Here is a 17329-nt window from a genome sequence, read left to right on the forward strand (position 1 = left end):
GGCGAGGTGCCGAGTGGTGGGGCAAGAGCGTTTTGGTTACTTTTGCGCTTTTCAAAAGTGACCCGCTGTAAGAGCGGAACCGATATCAGCCATCACCCATATAACGGATATGTACCCCGTCCCCCCATCACCCGCAAAACCAGACTACTTACCCCCAGTAATCTGCTTCACCAACTCCGCATGCCCCTTCACATCATCCGCCCGCGAAATCGCCTGAATCACCAGCAAGTGATTGCCCGAGCCACCCAGGAATGTCGAGTTCAAAGTCTTGCCGCCACCCTGGGTGGCCGTGCTGTCGACCTGACGCAGGCCAAGACCTTTGAAGGTCAGTTTCTTTTCGTTCTGCTTCTTGAAATCAGGCAGGGCAGCGCTCTGGTCCTTGACGAAATCAGCCACGGCGCCATCCAGAAACTGCGCGTCATTGTCTTTAATTGTGGCCCCGTCGTTGCGCACCGTTTCAGCCACGATCACCACGCTTTTCGTGGTCGAGTTGGCGTACAGCGTGCCTTGGGTGTCGGCGGTGCCATCCTCAACCTTGCCGGTCGGCAGCGTGTCGGCGACGTAAGCCTTGGGCAAGTTGAAGGTGAACTTGCCACCCAGCGTCGAGATGGTTTGTGTCGCGGTTGGCTTGGTTGCTGCGAACACGCCGCCGGCGGTAAGCGCCAGGGCCAGCAGCACGGCGGTCTTGGTGAAAGTGGCCATGAAGCGCTCCAGTTGATGAACGAAATTGCGGCGTATTCTGTCAGAAAACTCGCCAGATCGTTCATCCCTGTCCTCACACTTTGTCGGACTCTTCCTCAAGCCGGTCCATCTCAAACAGCCGCGCCAGCTCCGTACGCGCTTCCTGGGCGGTTTGCATGACCTTGGCGGCATCGTCATATACCGCGTGTTGCGCAGCGAGCACCTGCAGGTCGTGGTTTTTGAAACGGGTGATGCGCGCATCGGCCTGGGCCTGGCTCAACCCGAGACCCACCAGGGTGCGGCGGCTCATTTCCAGGCTGGAGTAAAACGTCTCGCGCACCGGTGACGCGTCCAGGTCGACCAGGCGGTGGACGTGTTGGCGGTTACGTGCACGGGCGATGATTTTCATGTGCGGGTAGAGGTTGCGCACCAGTTCGGCGGTCTTGATGTTGATCTCCGGGTCGTCCATGGCAATCACGAAGAACTCGGCCTGATCGACCTTGGCCGCGTGCAGGATTTCCGGGCGCTGCGGGTCGCCGTAGAACACCGGCATACCGCCGAAACTGCGGGTCAGTTCGATGGTTTCCACCGAGGTGTCGAGGGCGATAAACGAGATGTTTTGCGCACGCAGAATCCGCGCCACGATCTGGCCCATACGGCCCATGCCGGCAATCACCACACGCGGCGCATCGCTTTCGATGGCGCGGTATTCCTCCGGCACTTCCACCGGCTTGACCTTGGGCTTGAACAGCTTTGGGCACACCAACAGCAGCAGCGGCGTCACGGCCATGGACAGCGTGATGGTCAGCACCAGCACATCGTAGAGGTGCGGTTCGAACAGGCCCTGGTCGCGCCCGATTTTGAACACCACAAAGGCAAACTCGCCGCCGGCGGCCAGCACCACGCCCAGGCGCAGCGCGCTCTCGCGATTGAGGTCGCCGACCATCCGGCCCACCGCATACAGCAGCGGCAGCTTCAAGCCGATCAACAGCAGGGTCAGGCCGATCACCACCAGCGGCGAACTGAGCAGCAGGCTGAGGTTGGCGCCCATGCCCACACTGATGAAAAACAGGCCGAGCAACAGGCCTTTGAACGGTTCGATCTGCGCTTCGAGTTCGTGGCGGTATTCGGAGTCCGCCAGCAGCAGCCCGGCGAGGAAGGCGCCGAGGGCCATCGACACGCCCACCAGCTCCATCAACCAGGCCGTGCCGATCACCACCAGCAGCGCTGTGGCGGTGGACACTTCGCGCAGGCCGGTCTTGGCGACAATGCGAAACACCGGACGCAGCAGGTAGCGTCCGCCGATGATCACCACGGCGATGCTGCCGAGTATCTGCAACACGTGTTGCAAGCCCTGGGCTTCGGTGGTCGGGTGATCACTGCCGGCCAGCAGCGGCACCATCGCGATCAGTGGGATCGCGGCGATGTCCTGGAACAACAGAATCGCAAACGCCAGGCGCCCGTGCGGCTGATTCAGCTCTTTGCGTTCGGCCAGGCTTTGCAGCCCAAACGCGGTGGAGGACAGCGCCAGGCCCAGGCCCAGCACAATCGCACTGTTCCAGGCTTGGCCAAATAGCCACAACGCCACCACCGCCATCACCAGCCCGGTCAGCAACACTTGGGCCAGGCCCACGCCGAACACCGCCTTGCGCATCACCCATAAACGCTTGGGCGACAGCTCCAGACCGATGATGAACAGCAGCAACACCACGCCCAATTCAGAGAACTGCGCCACGCTTTGCGGGTTGCCGATCAGGCCCAGCACAGAGGGGCCGATGATCACCCCCGCGAACAGATAACCCAGCACTGCGCCCAGTTGCAGACGCTTGGCCAACGGCACGGTCAGCACGGCGGCGAGCAGGAACACCACGGCTGCTTGTAACAGGTTGCCTTCATGGGGCATTGCGAACTCCAGGATCTTTAAAGCCAATCAACAGGGCGCCATTAGAGCGCTTTTTTACATTTTGAAACTTGTATTTTTGACGCGACAGGCAATGGATGTTGGCTGTAGTCCCGTTCTTACCGGGGGCTTACGAAAGTATTAATACCATTTAATTCAATGACTTTTCTGTAGGTCTACTGCCGTTTCGACAAACTAAATCAGTTGTCACCACGGTCAGGTATTTCGAATTCGATGCGTGTGGGTCAATAGCGTTGGGCTTCTGCGCATTCATGGATGAAGGCTTGGACCACGAAGGAGTTGGACGTGGACAGAAGACTTGCTGCTGCACGCTCTTTGTGGCGAGCGGGCTTGCCCCGCGCTGGGTTGCGCAGCAGCCCCAAAGCCAAACGCTGCGGTACGCCTGACACACCGCATTTTCCTTGATGGGGCTGCTTCGCAACCCAACGCGGGGCAAGCCCGCTCGCCACGAGGGGGGGGCTATCTGGAAATAAGCGCCTGTTCCGCCAGCATCTGCAACAAATGCCGCTGCACGAGCTGCGCAAGGTTCCCGGATATCAGCATCGCCTTGGGGGCTTGCGGTAAAGCCCGACTGCCAAGCCGGCAATAATCACAGCGATCGCGATCAGGTTGGGTAGGGATACGTGCTCGTCCAGCATCAGCACCGAACTGGCAATGCCAAATACCGGAATCAACAGCGACAGCGGCGCCACGGTCGATACGGGGTAGGCCTTGAGCAGGGAGTTCCAACCCCAGTAGGCAAAGTGTGTCGCCAGGTAAACCTGAAACAGGATCGACAACACGACGGTCAGGTCAAGGCGCTCGGGCAGGTGAGCGAAGGCGGCGTTGCCGTGCAGCCACCACGCCATGAGGAACAGTGGGATCGGCGGAAACAGGCTGGCCCATACCATGAACGAAAAGATTTCCTTCACCCCTGATGCCTTGATGATGACGTTGCCGATACTCCATGCCAGGGCACTGAACACAATGAACAAAACCCCGAGTACCGCGTGCTCGCCGGTCTGGCTGGCGATGATTCCTGCCAGGCCAATCAACGCGAGAAAAGCGCCGACCCACTGTGCAGCACGGATTTTTTCCTTGAACAGCAGGTAGCCCCAGCCGAGCGTGAAAAACACGCTGAGTTGAATGATCAGCGAGGCGATCCCCGGGCTGACGCCGATATGGATGCCGTAGTTGATCACGCCCCACATGCCCAGCCCGAAGATCACGCCGTAAGCGGCCACGTAGCGGAATGGGACGACGGGCCGCTTGATAACGAACACCAGCGGCAGGGCGGCCAGGGCAAAGCGGATGCCGGTGAGGGCAAAGGGGTCGATTGAGCGCAGGCCCAGTTTGGTAATGGGAAAATTCAGCCCCCAGACCAAGGTAACCAACAGGGCAAGCGCCAGGTGTTTCTTCTGCATGGACGTTCCTTTGAGCAGATTTCTTCAAAGGCGTGAATGCTAGGGCGCAGGGCGATGGCCCGCTTGCTTTGTCAGGTCATCCTTTGACAATATCGGGCCATGCTGCCGACCTTTGATGACAACGACCCCGAAGCGCTGGTCACTCTGCGTGAATACCCCTCTGGCACCGTGTTCACGCGGCATACACACCCGCGCGGGCAATTTGCCTATGCCTCCACCGGTGCGTTGAGGATGTTCACCGACCTCGGCAATTGGGTGGTGCCGCCGCAGCGGGCGATCTGGGTGCCGGGCGGCGTGCCCCATGAAATGCACATGCGCGGCGATGTGGTGATGCTCAATACCTACCTCGATGATCAGGCTGCCGAACGGGCAGGGCTGCGGGATCGTTGTCAGGTATTCGAGGTGTCGCCATTGCTCAGGCATCTGCTGGAAGCGGCACTGGCTATCGCGCCGTCGGCGGCGACCGCGGTCCGTCAGCAGTGCGTATTGACGCTGCTGATCGATGAAATAAGCGCCATGCCCGAAGTGCCCCTCAGCGCGCCGTTGCCTGCCGAGCCACGTCTGGCCCAGGCTTGCCAGCGTTTTCTGCAGGCTCCTGCGCAGACCATCTCCCTTGATCAAATGGCCCATTGGTCGAACATGAGCCGACGCACCTTCACCCGCCATTTTCACGAAGGCACCGGCATGACGTTTGTGGCCTGGCGTCAGCAGGTCTGCCTGCTTGAAGCCACTGCGCGGCTCAGTCATGGCGCCTCCATTACCGAGGTGGCGTTGGGGTTGGGTTTCAGCAGTTCCAGCGCCTTTACCGCGGTGTTCCGCCGAAACCTGGGAGAGGCGCCCGCGCGCTACCTGGCCAAATCCAGGGCGGCGTCAGCGTTCTGAAAACGGCACACGTCGGTCAGGATTCACCTTCCCCAGCGTCATGCTTTGTTACTATCGCCGTCCATCGTCACCAGGAGTCACCGGCCCATGCAACACCAGTGGGATGAAATGCACCGCACCCGCAAGCCCACGTTTGTACTGTGCGGCGAGCCTCAGGGGGATGTGCTCAATCTCTACGTTCACGGTTATTCGGCCTTCTTCAACCGCCAGCAACTGGGCAATTTCAAGCAGCAACTGGCGAGCATCGAAGGCTCGACCAACCTGATGCTGTTCTGGCCGGCGGGGCATTTTCTCGAAAACCTGTTTGCGCCCTTCAAGGATGTGATCACCTCGATGCTCGGCGGTGGCGGCCTGGGCGCAGCGACGGTGGGCGTGGGCAAGGCGATTGCCTATTTCCTCGACCATTACAAAAGTGTCGAGGCGCGTGTCGATGAAGTGGCCAAGACCCTGTTGCCTGAACTGGCCAGTTACCTGCACGCCGAGTCGCTGGAGGTACGGCGCATCAACCTGATCGGGCATTCGCTGGGCGCGCGCATCCTGGTCAAGAGCGTGCTGGCCAGCCCCGAGGTGGCTCGCGAACTGCCGCTGAACAACTTATTGCTGATGGGCGGGGCGATTTGTACGTCGAGCCCGTGGGATGAAGTGTCGGCGCCGCTCAAGGGCCGGGTGATCAACTGCCACTCCAGCAAGGACTGGGCGCTGGCCATGAAACCGGACACCGAACGTTGCATTGGCCGTTATGCCATTGAGGTCACGCCGGCGCTCAAGGCCAAGGTCACCAATGTGCACCTGGCGACGTTCGACCATGCCGCCTACTGGCCGCAGCTGAAAACGGTGGTGCAATACACCGACCTGTTGCAGGATCGGCGCGGCATGATCCGCGCCGATCAGCGCAGCACTGAAGTGCGCTTTGCCGAAGAGGACGTGGAGTTGTTCCCCGCGTTGGTGCAGGCGCGGCCGGACGAGTTGAAGTTCCTTGCCGAGTTGATGGCGCAAAAGCGCAGTGCGTCGATTGATGCCAGCGTGCGCGAACCGCTGAAACTGGCCATCGAGTTGCAGCGCATGGGCGGTGACAGCTTTATGAACGTTGCCCGTGGCCACGGCGTGAGTTACCGCCAGATCGCCGAAGATGTGGCGCAGCGGTTGGGGATCAAGTTCGATGAACCGGTTGAAACCGTGGCACTGGCGGACATTGAGGCGCTGGTTGCTGAGAGGTTGATCGAGCAATACAAGGACAAACTCAGCCGTGCCGACCGGCAGGCCTTCGACGCCGAACTCAAGGCCGCCGCGCAAAAAGAGCAGGGCGTGTTCAACCGTATCGATATCAGCCGCTCGGCCACCACCGCCTTGAGTGGCACGGCGTTGGCGGGGTTTACCGGTTTTATCGTGCGCCGTGGCGCCGCCTCAGCGATTCCGGTGGTGGGCCAGGCATTGGCAGCGGCGATGTTGCTCGTCACGGGTGTGCGAGCATTCTCCGGCCCGGCGTACTCGATTACCACCTTGTCGGTGTTGATGATCGGCATGATTCGCCAGCGCATGGAACGCGAGGCGCTGAACCAGGAGCTGGACCTGGTGGTGCAAGTGGTCGACACCTTTGACCTGCCCCGGGAGACGGTGATGCGCACGGTCGTGTCGGACTGATAAGCTGCGGCTCTGACTTGTATGTTTGCCTGGGATACCGCGTGAAATTCAGCCTGCCGAAAATCGCTACCGCCCCATTCTGCCCGCCGGAAGTGGCCGGCTCCGTCATCGTTGACCCCAAGGCTTCGTTTTTCAAACGGGCGCTGATGTTCGCCGGCCCCGGTCTGCTGATTTCCATCGGCTACATGGACCCCGGTAACTGGGCCACGGCCATCGAGGCCGGCTCGCGCTACGGCTACAGCCTGTTATTCGTGGTGCTGTTGGCCAGCCTGGCCGGCATGGCGGTGCAGTGCCTGTGTTCGCGGTTGGGCATCGCCACCGGCAAAGACCTGGCGCAACTGTGCCGTGAGCGCTACAGCAAACGCTCGGCACGCACCCAGTGGCTGCTGGCGGAAATCTCGATCATCGCCACCGACCTTGCCGAAGTGCTTGGCTGCGCCCTGGCGTTTCACTTGCTGCTGGGTGTGTCGCTGACCACCGGTATTGTCATCACCGCCTTCGACACACTGTTGATCCTTGCTCTGCAAAACCGCGGCTTCCGCCGCCTCGAGGCGATCATGCTGGCGTTGGTTGCAACCATCGGCGTGTGCTTCTTCATCGAGCTGGTGCTGATCAAACCCTACTGGCCCGACGTACTGAGCGGTTTTACTCCGTCACTGTCGGTCATCAGCGATGCGGCGCCGTTGTACCTGGCCATCGGCATACTCGGCGCCACGGTCATGCCGCATAACCTCTACCTGCACACCTCGATTGTGCAAACCCGCCTGATCGGCAAAGACCTCGCCAGCAAACAGGACGCGGTGAAACTGGCACGCATCGACACCATCGGCTCCCTGGCCCTGGCCTTGCTGGTCAATGCGGCGATCCTGGTGCTGGCCGCCGCCGCGTTCTACAAGACCGGCCACACCGACGTGGTCGAGATCCAGGATGCTTACCACCTGCTTGACCCACTGGTGGGCGGGGCTTTTGCCAGTGTCCTGTTCGGTGTCGCGTTGCTGGCCTCCGGGCAAAGCTCGACGTTTACCGGCACGATCGCTGGGCAAGTGATCATGGAGGGTTATCTCAACCTGCGTATCCCTTGCTGGCAGCGACGCCTGATCACCCGTGGCTTGGCACTGATCCCGGCATTTCTCGGGGTATGGCTGATGGGCGACGATGCTATCGGCAAGCTGCTGATTCTCAGCCAGGTCGTGCTCAGCCTGCAGTTGCCGTTCGCGCTTTATCCGCTGATTCGCATGACCGATGACAAGCAATTGATGGGGCCGTTTGTTAACAGGCTGCCCACGCGGCTATTGGCGTGGTTTCTGTTTGCGCTGATCAGTGGGGCGAATGCGTGGTTGATTGGGCAGTGGTTGTTTTGATCAGAGTTCTGTTCATAAGCCTGCCTCAAACGCGTTCAGCAACTCGTCAGGCAGTGGCGCATCCAGGTCGTCCGGAATAACCAGTTTCCTCTCATGGAACCGATTCGCTTCCCGTGAAATTGCCCGGCTGGCGCAGGCCGGGCAAGGGCACATCCATCCTCGGTAATAATGATGGTTTGGCCGGTACTGGCTTGATGAAACCGCTTTGAAAGATCGGCGCTGGCCTGGTCCGACGAGACAGGGATTGCGGTGCGCGGTGACTTCATGGTGTCTCTCCTGTACGGAAGTGACCAGAGTCTGGCGCAGCATACTGTGCCGGGGAATGGTGGCCCGCAAAAATCAGAACGAGCCTACTTTTTCGCCGAGGAATTTTTACCTCCTAACCCCGAGCCAGCTCACCGATCCCAATACGGCACCGCGCCAAAACACTCGACAAAATAATCAATCACCGTGCGCACCTTCAGCGACAGCCGTCGGCTGCCTGGCCATAACGCCGCAATCTGCTGCGGCTCCAACGTCGTCGCCACGTCGTACTCGGTCAGCACCGCCTGCAAGGTGCCGGCGCGCAAGCCTTCGCCGATCAGCCAGGACGGAAACACCACCAGCCCCAGGCCTTGTTCGGCGGCGTGGGTGAGGGTGTCGGCGTGGTTGCCGGTGATCGGTCCTTTGACGCTGTAGGGCGTCCAGTCGCCCTGGTCGCGGCGGAAGAACCAGCGTTGCTGGCCGGTGATGCCTTTGTAGGCCAGGCACTGGTGGTTAACCAGTTCGTCGGGGTGGCGCGGTGTGCCATGCCGGGCCAGGTAGGCAGGGCTGGCGGCGATGCGAAAGCGTTGAGGCGCGAAGATGCGGGCCTGCATGCCGGAATCGTTGAGCACGCCGATACGAAACAGCAGGTCGGTGCCGTCTTGCAGCGGGTCGACGTAGGTGTCGGTTTGCTGGATATCCAGTTGCAATTTGGGATAGCGCCGGCACAGCTCGCCCAGCCACGGCGAAAGATGACGCTGGCCGAACACCATCGGCGCGTTGATGCGTACCAGGCCGCTGGGTTCGCTCTCCTGTTCCTGCAGGGCTTGGCCGGCGGTTTCCAATTGTTCCAGCATCAACCGCGCGTGATGCCCGAGCAGGCGCCCGGGCTCGGTAGGGCTCACGGCGCGGGTGTGGCGGTACAACAACTGTTGGCCGAGTGCCTGCTCCATCAACTGGATCTGCCGAGAAATGGAGGAGGGCGCCAGGCTTTCACGTCGCGCCACTTCAGAAAAGCTGCCGTGATCCAGCACGGCGACAAACAGGCGCAATGCCTTGAAACTCAATTCATTCAAGCCCTGCATCATGGCCTCCAAGCTGTGCGTTATGCGCAAAGGTGTTATCCGTATGCTCCCATTTATCGCACAGCACGGCCACCGGATAATGCGCGCCATGTTTTTATAAAGCGCAGGTGATGTATGCAGGCACGTTCGATCGAAGGTGTGGCCCAGGCCACGCCGAAGAAAAACCTTTTACGGTTGCTGTTGTTGCCGTTGGTGATCCTGGCAGGCATGGGCCTGTCGGTGGAGGCCGGTTTGCTCGGGCCGCTGGGCGTACAGGTGGGCCACTTGTGGGCGACCTTGAGCATCTTCGGCGTTGGCACGGCGATCCTGTTTTTACTGCTGCTGTTCAGCGGCCCGCAGACAGGCCCGGCGCTGACCGACCTGCCACGCTGGCAGTTGATCGGCGGCTTCCTGGGGCCGATGTACGTGGTGGTGCTGACGTTGGCCACGCCGCATATCGGCATTGCCATGACCATGATCGCGATCCTCTCGGGCCAGGTGGGCAAGAGTGTGTTGATCGACCATTTCGGCTGGTTTGGCACGGCGCGCAAGCGGGTCAACGGTGAGCGCTGGATTGCGTTGGCGCTGATTGTGGCGGCACTTGTTCTGATTGCACGAGGGTAAGGCGATGAATCTGATTCTGTTGTTGGTACTGGTGATTGCCGCCGGTGCGGTACTGAGTGTGCAAGCGGCCATCAACGGCCGCCTGGGCCAGGCGGTGGGCGTATTGCGCAGCAGTCTGCTGACCTTTGCGGTGGGCGCAATCACCACGGCGCTGTTGATCTTCTTTTTTGAGCCGGCCCAGTCCGTCAGCCTGCTCGAGGTGCCCAAGTGGCAACTGACCGGCGCGCTGTTCGGTGTGGTGTACATGATGGTAATGGTCGGCGCGGTGCCCATCGTCGGCACGGCGGTGGCGACGGTGGCGGTGATCGTCGGGCAGTTGGGCATGGGCATGCTGATCGACAACTTCGGCTGGCTGGGTAACCCGGCGATTGAACTGTCGGGCAGCCGTATCGTGGCGATGCTCTGTCTGGCGCTGGCGCTGGCGCTGGTGTTCATGTACCGCAGCAATACCCGTCAAGCCGATTAATGGGCTGAACCTTGCTGCGTTGCCGGGAGTCATTGCTTAAGGTGTTGCGTTCGCAGCACTTGGACGACCATGAAAAGGAGTCTGACCATGCCAGATGAAACCTGTGCTTGCCCACACTGCAAATGTGTACTGGGCGCCGACGCGGTAATGAAGGACGGTAAAGGCTATTGCTGCCAAGGCTGTGCCGAGCACCATGCCCATGGTGAGCCGTGTATGGCGCCAACGGGCTGTGAGTGCGCCAAGTCGGCTCACGGCTAAGCGTGTCAGCGAGAGGCCGGTGTTACCGGCCTCTTTTTATTGGGGTTTGAGTTCGAACCTGACGCTGTGGTCGGCCATGCGCTGGCGACCTTTGACCACCGCACTGATCCGCCGCCCCTCCAGCGCAAACACCACGGTTTGCGCCGCGTGCAGATCCTCCGGCAGCGGCTGGAACACCCGCAACACGGTGCGTTCCGGTGTGCGCTGAACACTCACCTGGCACTCGGCATGCTTGGCCATCGGGCCGAATAATGTGTCCTGGGTGTAGTCGATGTGCGCCTTGCCATTGACCGGTTCTGATCCGTCCATTGTTAGAGCTCCCTACTCTTAATGTCTAAGCAAGTGATCGTTGCGGGCAGTAAAAATTCACTCGGATTGTGGCGCGGCGGTCATTACCATGGCGGCTCACCCTTGATGATGTGTAGCCCATGGCCCTGGCCGCGCCCCCCGACCTCAGTGATCACGCCGTGCCCGTGCAACCCTTGGCGCGCACCTACCCGCGTGGGTTGTATGTAGAACCGCACAGCCACGACTGGGGCCAGTTGCTGTACGCCATGAGCGGCGTGATGTGGGTCGAAACGCCTCGCGAAGCGCTGGTTGTGCCGCCCCAGCGTGCGGTGTGGCTGCCGCCGGGCGTGGAACATGGCATTCGCGTGGTCTCCGACCTGCAGATGCGCAATATCTACCTGCGCCCGGCCCTGGCGGCGACGCTGGACAGCCAGGTGCAGGTGATTGAAGTCGGCGGGCTGTTGCGCGAGCTGATCGTCACCTTGGTCGACCAGGGCAACAACGGCGATACGGCCTACTACGACGCCGTTGTCGGCCTGGCCCTGCTGGAGTTGCAGCGGGCCCGTCGTTCGCAGATCCGCATCGCCATGCCGGTGGGCGCCGACCGTCGCTTGATCAACGCCTGCCAGGCGGTGATGGCGGCGCCGTCGCTGGAGATCCCGTTTGAGCAACACGCCGAGGCGGCCGGGGCCAGCGTGCGCACCCTGGCGCGGCTGTTCCAGAACCACCTGGGCATGGGCTTTGCCGAATGGCGCCGCCAGGTGCAACTGGCCACGGCGGTGGCGGAGTTGATCCAGGGCCAGTCGGTCAGTGGCATTGCGCGGTCTTTGGGCTATTCGCCGAGCAGCTTCAGCGACATGTTCCGGCGTGAACTCGGCGTGGCGCCGTCGCACTACGCAGGTTGAGGGGTTGGCCGAAATCCTGAAGCACTTGGCCGATGCTTCAGGCAGGCGCTCACTACACTGAGCGCATCAACCTACAAGGCGCCGCCCCCATGAACTACCTGATTTCCCTCGCCATCGGCCTGTTTGTCGGCGTGATCTACGGCGCCCTGGACTTCCGCTCACCCGCGCCGCCTGCCATTGCCCTGGTGGGCCTGATGGGCATGTTGCTCGGCGAGAAACTCTGGCCCATGGGGCGCGAGTGGGTCAGCGGTTGGTTGTCCTGATTTCCTTTTTCCCTTCGATGGATATTGGCCATGAAAGCACTGCAATTTTCCGCCACCGGCGACCTCGCCGCCCTGGGTTTCGTTGACGTCGCCAAGCCGGTGCCGGCCGCCGGTGAAGTACTGGTCCAGATCAAGGCTGCCGGCCTGAACCCCAGCGATGTTAAAAACGTGCTCGGCCGTTTTCCCTACACCACGGTGCCGCGGATTCCCGGCCGGGATTTTGCCGGAGTTGTAGTCGAGGGGCCGCAGGCACTGGTCGGTCAAGAGGTCTGGGGCACCGGACGCGACCTGGGCTTTTTCGCCGATGGCTCCCACGCTCAATACCTCACCGTGTCGGCCAAGGGCGTGGCGCATAAGCCGAGCCACTTGAGTTTTGCCCAAGCCGCCAGCCTGGGCGTGCCGTACACCACCGCCTGGGATGCGCTGGAGCGTAGCGGTGTGGCCAAGGGCACGCGGTTGTTGGTGATTGGTGCCAATGGCGCCGTGGGCAGCGCGGCGTTGGCGTTGGCGAAGATCCGGGGTGCGCAGGTACTGGGGGCGGTGCGCAAGGCAGATCAGGTTGAGGTGCTGCAGGCTCAAGGGTTTGACGCGATTACGCTGGGCCAGCCGGAAGAGTTGGGCGCGCAGGTCAACACGGTGTTCAAGGGCGGCGCGGATGTGATCTTCGACACCACCGGTTTCTGGTTGCCGGCGGCTGTCGCTGGTTTGGCGCCGTTCGGCCGTATCGCAATCATCGCCGCGCCGGTGGATGGGCATGTGCAACTGCCGGCCCTGGCGTTGTATCGCAAAGGCGGTTCGGTGGTGGGGATCAACTCATTGCTCTACAACTGCGAGCAGTGCGCGGTGATGCTGGAGCAGTTCGGGCGCTTCTTTGATGAAGGGTCGTTGCCGTTGCCTACCGGCTTGCGCGAAGTGGCGTTGGCGGATGGCGTGCAGTGCTACGAAGAAGTGAACACGGGCAGTGCGGACAAGATCATCTTCCTGCCTTAATGCGCTGATAAAAGGTGGGAGCTGGCTTGCCTGCGATGGCATCAACTGGTTATGGCTGATGTACCGAGTTGTCTGCATCGCAGGCAAGCCAGCTCCCACATTTGACCGAGTACACACATTTACCTGATGTGCTGAGCTCCAAATGTGGGAGCGGGCTTGCTCGCGAATGCGGTGGGCCAGTGACAAATAAGCTGACTGACACACCGCCATCGCGGGCAAGCCCGCTCCCACAGTTTGATCTTCATCAGGCTTTGGGAACGGGTTTGACTCGGACGTTTCCCACAGAGGTTTCAGGTTGTCGCTCGGAAGGGCGCTGACTAACCTCACCGCCGTCGCTGACCATTCAGCGACCGGATTTGACCGTCCGACTAAACCAGTGCGCTACAGCACCCAAGACCTATATCAGGCGTTTTTTCTACGCTTGATGTATCGTGTCGCGGCAGTTGTGCGCGGGATACCTTCGGGTATGCCGGATCCCTGGTTCCGGTCGGTCAACCCGCGTTCAGCTGCCACCCCACTTCGTTTGACCGCGAGTGATGGCAGCTCCACTACCAGGAGTTCCACCATGATCAAAGACAGCCCAAATCCCCCCGGCCAACCCGACTTCGATACCAGCACCCTGCACGAAGTGGCCTACCGCGCGATCAACCACTACCTCAACCCCGCAAAACCCATCCCCGAACCCTCCGACGGGCTTTTCAGCGTGCGCGCCGACCTGGGCACGGAAACCTTGCTGGTCAATGCTTCCCAGGATTTGGCGTCCATCAGCCAGATTGCTAACCATATGGCGTTTGAAATCGAAGGGTCGCAACGTAATGTCGCGCTGGGCATCTGCCGAATGCTGGAAGGGGTGCAACTGTTGGTGGATAAGGCGCTGAATGTGGCCCATCCGGCGGCATAAGGATTGTTAACACGGTCAAAAAATGTGGGAGCTGGCTTGCCTGCGATGGCGGCGGATCAGTCAATAACTCGCTGACTGACAGATCGCTATCGCGGGCAAGCCCGCTCCCACAGTTTGATTTTCACTAGGCTTCGGGGACGCCTTTTTCCCAGGCGGACCAGTTTTTCAGGATCGCTTGAACCAGCGGATTGCCGGTGCGATACAGGTTCTCCAACGCCGGCACGAACCCGCCTTGATCGGCGTATTTCAGCAAATTGTCCACTTCGCTGTAGCCAGGATACGGCCGGTCGAAGTCCGAGCCGGCACGCACCACCGCCAGGCGCTGGATATCCACCAACCCTTCGCGGCTGGCGCGCAGCAGGGCTTCATAGGTGGAGTTGTCTTCCTGCTGGGTGGTGCAGTACTCGCCTTTGTTGTCGGTGAGCAGCTTGGTCCAGACTTCGGCGCGCTCGCTCAGGCGGGTGCCGGAGAACCAGGTGTTGCCCGCCAGGGTGTCACACTGGGTGACTTGCGGCGGCTGGTTGGCCGGGGCGGCGGGGTAGTGTTTGCGCCAGGCGGTGGATTCCTTGCTTTCGCTCAGCTCAACCTTGTGCGACAGGGCAAATGCCTTGGCTTGCAGCTTGGGGTTGAGCTCGAACACTTCGGTCTTGTAGTCCAGCGGCGGTTTCTCGTTCGGGCCTTTGGTGTTGATGCCGATGTAACCGGTCGGCCAGTCTTTAGGCGCATCGCGCGAATCGATTTCCCACTGGGTGCCGAACTCCACCAGGTAGTGCGCCCAGGCGGCGGTGCCGATGGTGCCGTGTTTGGGGCTGATGCCGGCAATCCCTGCAATCAGGAAATAGCTCTGGCGCAGGTCGAACTTGGGTGACAGGGCCAGGGCAAGGGTCGAGGCGGCAGCGTTGGTCTGGCCCATGCCAGTCACCAACAGGCACACGTCCTGAGTGTTGCAGCGGATCACCGGGTATTCGGCGGAAAGGCCGGGCACGCGCACTTCCTGCTTGAGTTCCAGGCGATCGATCCAGGTTTGCGCCTCGGGGGCGAACATGGTGATCAGCATCACTTTAGGCTTGATCGGCGCGGTGTCCGCCAGTACCACGTGGGGCAACACAGCCAGGCCGACGGCCAGCGAAAGACGGGTTAATACGTTCATCTAATACTCCTTGATCAGAATTGGTAGCCGACACCGGCGTAGTAGCCCCAGCCATCCGAGCGGGCGCGGAAGTTGCCTTCGCCGAAGTTCAGCTCGCTGCCGTCCTCCCAGTTGCCGCCGTTGTGAAAGTAACGGCCGACCAGGGTGAAACGCAGGTGGGTGAACGAGTACAGCAGCACGTTGGTGGCCACCACCGAATTGGCGGTGCGTGCCGGGTTGTCCTTGTGCAGGTCCGAGCCGAAATCGTAGTTGGTAAAGCCGATGTAGGTCAGCGACGCGCCGTTGTCGAACTTGCTGATGGGCACGATGTACTTCATTTGCGCACGGTAGCCGTCCCACTGGTATTCATTGCTCGCCCCATAGTTTTCCCACTGGTAACGCCCATAGAAGTTGGCCGACAGGTTGACCCGCGAGTGCGTGTCGATGTCGGTGCCCAAGCCGCTGTACAGGGTGTTGGCGCGGTTCGCCTTGTTGCTGCCGTGGTCGTAGATCCAGTCAAACGCCACATACCATTCCTTGAACGGCCCGATGGCCAGGCTGCGACCGGCCAGGTAGTCGATGGAGATGCGCGGCTCGTGCTCCATGAACACCGGCGAGCCATGGTCCCACGCGCCTTTGTCATTACTGTTACCGATGCCGAGAATTTTCGGCACGTCGATATAGCCGTACAACTCGAACGGGCCTTTGCGACCGAAGTACTCGTATTCCAGGTACACGTCATCTTGCGGCTTGGGGCCGAAGCTGATGTCTTTGCTGCCGATCAGCGTCAGGTCCTGGTTGAACCATTCCGACAGGTACGCGCCTTTTTTCGTTGGGCTGGCTTCCGGAGCCAGGGTTTCGCCCTGTGCTGAGTCATCGGCGGGTTTTTCCTGCGCCAAAATGGGTGCGCTGAGTACTCCCGTAACGGCGGCCAGTAGCAAGGAAACACCAAAGGAAGCAGGACGCCTTGAGGTGGGGTGCATTGAAAATCCCTATTCGTACGCGGTTAGACCCGATTCCTCGGGTTAAGGAGAACTTGCCTACCAAGTTCGTTCCGCAAACGTTTGCACAGGCTGTACCAACTTTGCTCAATGGCTTGAATAAAAGGGAAAAAACCGAAATTAATCGACGGTTTGATCAAAAATGACTGGGTGTCATTTTCTCGATGCGGTTAAACAAATGCATCGCCGTTTCGCGCCGATACTCGCTCGGTGTCTGGTTCATCTCGATCCGAAAATGCCGGTTGAAGTTGGACAGGTTGGCGTAGCCCACTTCAAAACAGATATCCGCCACCGACATGTCGCTTTGCAGCAACAGCCGGCAGGCACGCTGCACGCGGAATTTGCGCATCAGGTCGATAAACCCATGACCGGTGTTGCGCTTGAAGAAGCGCGAGAAGCCCGGCTCGCTCATGTCCAGGCGTTGCGCGATGACGGACAGGCGCAGGTCGCCGGTCAGTTCCGTCATCAGGTAATCGAAGGCTTTGTTGATGCGCTCGGCACTGCGCGCGTCCAGGGTGGGTGCGTAGCAGGGGCTGGCCAGCGCCTGCACGTTTGGCGTCGGGGCGTTTTTCAGGGTGTCGAGCAGTTGCAGGAACAGGATCAGCCGTTGCAGGCCGTGGGCCTTGCCGATGTCTTCGAGCAAGCGTGCGGCGTGCACGGCGGTGTCGCCGCTGAATTGCAGGCCGCGCCGGGCGTGTTCGAACAGCGGCTGCAAGTCGCCAAGTTCCGGCAGGGTTTTGCGCAGGGCGAGGAGGGCGGCGCCGTCGAATTGCAGCACCACGTCGCGCCCGGTCAGGTACTCGCCGGGGGCCAGCTCGCCGATCCAGTCGTGGGGCAAGTCCGGACCGATCAGCGCGACATGCCCGGCACTGAACGCGCCGATATAGTCGCCGGCCACCAACTTGCCGCTGCCCTGGCGGATCAGGTGAATTTCGAACTCGGGGTGGTGGTTCCAGCGCGCCAGGTCATACGGGTAATCGTGTTCGAACCAGCGGAAGCAGTGGTCCGGCTCAGGCAGAATGACTTCCAGTTCGGCAGGGCGATGCTCGAACAGCTTGGCGCGGTTGATGGGCATGCTGATGCCTCTTTTACTTATGGAATCTCTGCAAAATACGCCGGTTGACAACGGGCACGCTACCCCCGGTTTCGCTTGGCACTGATACTTTTTTGATCCGCGAGCCCAGGTTAAAAAAGTATCAGCCGAGCATTCGCCATGCGTTTGTGAGGGCCTGGCCAAGCTGCTGTAATCGGCGCTCTACAACAAAAACAACAGGTGGAAACCGCCATGTTCAAGCTTCCGCAAGCGCT

General features: G+C 60.7%; 17 protein-coding genes and 1 pseudogene. 10 read left to right on the plus strand and 8 right to left on the minus strand.

Features of this window, described 5'->3' with window-relative positions:
- Window positions 1-144: 144 nt before the first annotated feature.
- The 3 genes from NTD89_RS18715 to NTD89_RS18725 all read right to left on the minus strand — a co-directional run bounded on the left by NTD89_RS18715 (window position 145) and on the right by NTD89_RS18725 (window position 4005).
- A complete protein-coding gene (locus NTD89_RS18715; RefSeq protein WP_262208992.1) occupies window positions 145-702 on the minus strand; it encodes a hypothetical protein in 558 nt (185 codons plus the stop codon).
- Between the two features lie 73 nt (window positions 703-775).
- Window positions 776-2584 carry a monovalent cation:proton antiporter-2 (CPA2) family protein gene (locus NTD89_RS18720; RefSeq protein ID WP_145166083.1) on the minus strand — a complete coding sequence of 603 codons (1809 nt, stop codon included), beginning with the start codon at window positions 2582-2584 and terminating at the stop codon, window positions 776-778.
- 554 nt (window positions 2585-3138) lie between these two features.
- The gene (locus NTD89_RS18725) at window positions 3139-4005 is read right to left on the minus strand and encodes an EamA family transporter (RefSeq protein WP_262208995.1); all 867 of its coding nucleotides are present in this window, start codon (window positions 4003-4005) and stop codon (window positions 3139-3141) included.
- 99 nt (window positions 4006-4104) lie between these two features.
- Between NTD89_RS18725 and NTD89_RS18730 the strand changes: the two genes are divergently transcribed.
- The 3 genes from NTD89_RS18730 (at window position 4105) to NTD89_RS18740 (ending at window position 7889) form a co-directional block, all read left to right on the plus strand.
- Window positions 4105-4887: an AraC family transcriptional regulator gene (locus tag NTD89_RS18730; RefSeq protein WP_145166085.1), complete on the plus strand. Its 783-nt coding sequence runs from the start codon at window positions 4105-4107 to the stop codon at window positions 4885-4887.
- Between the two features lie 87 nt (window positions 4888-4974).
- Window positions 4975-6528 (plus strand): DUF726 domain-containing protein, encoded by a 1554-nt coding sequence (locus NTD89_RS18735; protein ID WP_262208997.1) that lies wholly within the window; start codon window positions 4975-4977, stop codon window positions 6526-6528.
- A 41-nt stretch (window positions 6529-6569) separates the two neighbouring features.
- Window positions 6570-7889, plus strand: coding sequence for an Nramp family divalent metal transporter (locus NTD89_RS18740; RefSeq protein ID WP_145166087.1), 1320 nt, complete (start codon window positions 6570-6572; stop codon window positions 7887-7889).
- A gap of 395 nt (window positions 7890-8284) precedes the next feature.
- Here the strand turns inward: NTD89_RS18740 and NTD89_RS18750 are convergent, their stop codons facing one another.
- Complete coding sequence (locus NTD89_RS18750) at window positions 8285-9217, minus strand: LysR family transcriptional regulator (RefSeq protein ID WP_262209000.1); 933 nt, start codon at window positions 9215-9217, stop codon at window positions 8285-8287.
- Between the two features lie 114 nt (window positions 9218-9331).
- On the opposite strand from NTD89_RS18750, the gene NTD89_RS18755 reads away from it, so the two are divergent.
- The 3 genes from NTD89_RS18755 (at window position 9332) to NTD89_RS18765 (ending at window position 10544) form a co-directional block, all read left to right on the plus strand.
- Complete coding sequence (locus NTD89_RS18755; RefSeq protein WP_145166090.1) at window positions 9332-9820, plus strand: DMT family transporter; 489 nt, start codon at window positions 9332-9334, stop codon at window positions 9818-9820.
- Between the two features lie 4 nt (window positions 9821-9824).
- Window positions 9825-10286 (plus strand): DMT family transporter, encoded by a 462-nt coding sequence (locus tag NTD89_RS18760; RefSeq protein WP_262209002.1) that lies wholly within the window; start codon window positions 9825-9827, stop codon window positions 10284-10286.
- An 87-nt stretch (window positions 10287-10373) separates the two neighbouring features.
- Complete coding sequence (locus tag NTD89_RS18765) at window positions 10374-10544, plus strand: metallothionein (protein WP_145166092.1); 171 nt, start codon at window positions 10374-10376, stop codon at window positions 10542-10544.
- A gap of 36 nt (window positions 10545-10580) precedes the next feature.
- Here NTD89_RS18765 and NTD89_RS18770 read toward each other — a convergent pair whose 3' ends face one another.
- Window positions 10581-10853: a hypothetical protein gene (locus NTD89_RS18770; protein ID WP_145166093.1), complete on the minus strand. Its 273-nt coding sequence runs from the start codon at window positions 10851-10853 to the stop codon at window positions 10581-10583.
- A 119-nt stretch (window positions 10854-10972) separates the two neighbouring features.
- On the opposite strand from NTD89_RS18770, the pseudogene NTD89_RS18775 reads away from it, so the two are divergent.
- The 4 genes and pseudogenes from NTD89_RS18775 to NTD89_RS18790 all read left to right on the plus strand — a co-directional run bounded on the left by NTD89_RS18775 (window position 10973) and on the right by NTD89_RS18790 (window position 13891).
- Window positions 10973-11757 (plus strand): annotated as a pseudogene (locus tag NTD89_RS18775) (AraC family transcriptional regulator).
- A gap of 69 nt (window positions 11758-11826) precedes the next feature.
- Window positions 11827-12000, plus strand: a complete 174-nt coding sequence (locus NTD89_RS18780) for a DUF1427 family protein (protein ID WP_145166095.1) — start codon at window positions 11827-11829, stop codon at window positions 11998-12000.
- 30 nt (window positions 12001-12030) lie between these two features.
- Window positions 12031-12990: a zinc-binding alcohol dehydrogenase family protein gene (locus NTD89_RS18785; protein ID WP_262209006.1), complete on the plus strand. Its 960-nt coding sequence runs from the start codon at window positions 12031-12033 to the stop codon at window positions 12988-12990.
- Window positions 12991-13555: 565 nt separating this feature from the next.
- Entirely contained in the window at window positions 13556-13891 is a 336-nt protein-coding gene (locus tag NTD89_RS18790; protein ID WP_262209009.1) for a DUF6124 family protein, read from the plus strand.
- Window positions 13892-14015: 124 nt separating this feature from the next.
- On the opposite strand, the gene NTD89_RS18795 is transcribed toward NTD89_RS18790, so the two are convergent.
- The 3 genes from NTD89_RS18795 to NTD89_RS18805 all read right to left on the minus strand — a co-directional run bounded on the left by NTD89_RS18795 (window position 14016) and on the right by NTD89_RS18805 (window position 17096).
- Window positions 14016-15041 (minus strand): purine-nucleoside phosphorylase, encoded by a 1026-nt coding sequence (locus NTD89_RS18795; protein WP_262209011.1) that lies wholly within the window; start codon window positions 15039-15041, stop codon window positions 14016-14018.
- A 14-nt stretch (window positions 15042-15055) separates the two neighbouring features.
- Window positions 15056-16003 carry a nucleoside-specific channel-forming protein Tsx gene (locus NTD89_RS18800; RefSeq protein WP_145166099.1) on the minus strand — a complete coding sequence of 316 codons (948 nt, stop codon included), beginning with the start codon at window positions 16001-16003 and terminating at the stop codon, window positions 15056-15058.
- A 154-nt stretch (window positions 16004-16157) separates the two neighbouring features.
- Window positions 16158-17096 carry an AraC family transcriptional regulator gene (locus NTD89_RS18805; RefSeq protein WP_262209013.1) on the minus strand — a complete coding sequence of 313 codons (939 nt, stop codon included), beginning with the start codon at window positions 17094-17096 and terminating at the stop codon, window positions 16158-16160.
- Window positions 17097-17329: the final 233 nt, after the last annotated feature.

Source organism: Pseudomonas sp. 14P_5.3_Bac1, assembly GCF_025466135.1.
In the GTDB taxonomy this organism is placed as follows: Bacteria; Pseudomonadota; Gammaproteobacteria; order Pseudomonadales; family Pseudomonadaceae; genus Aquipseudomonas.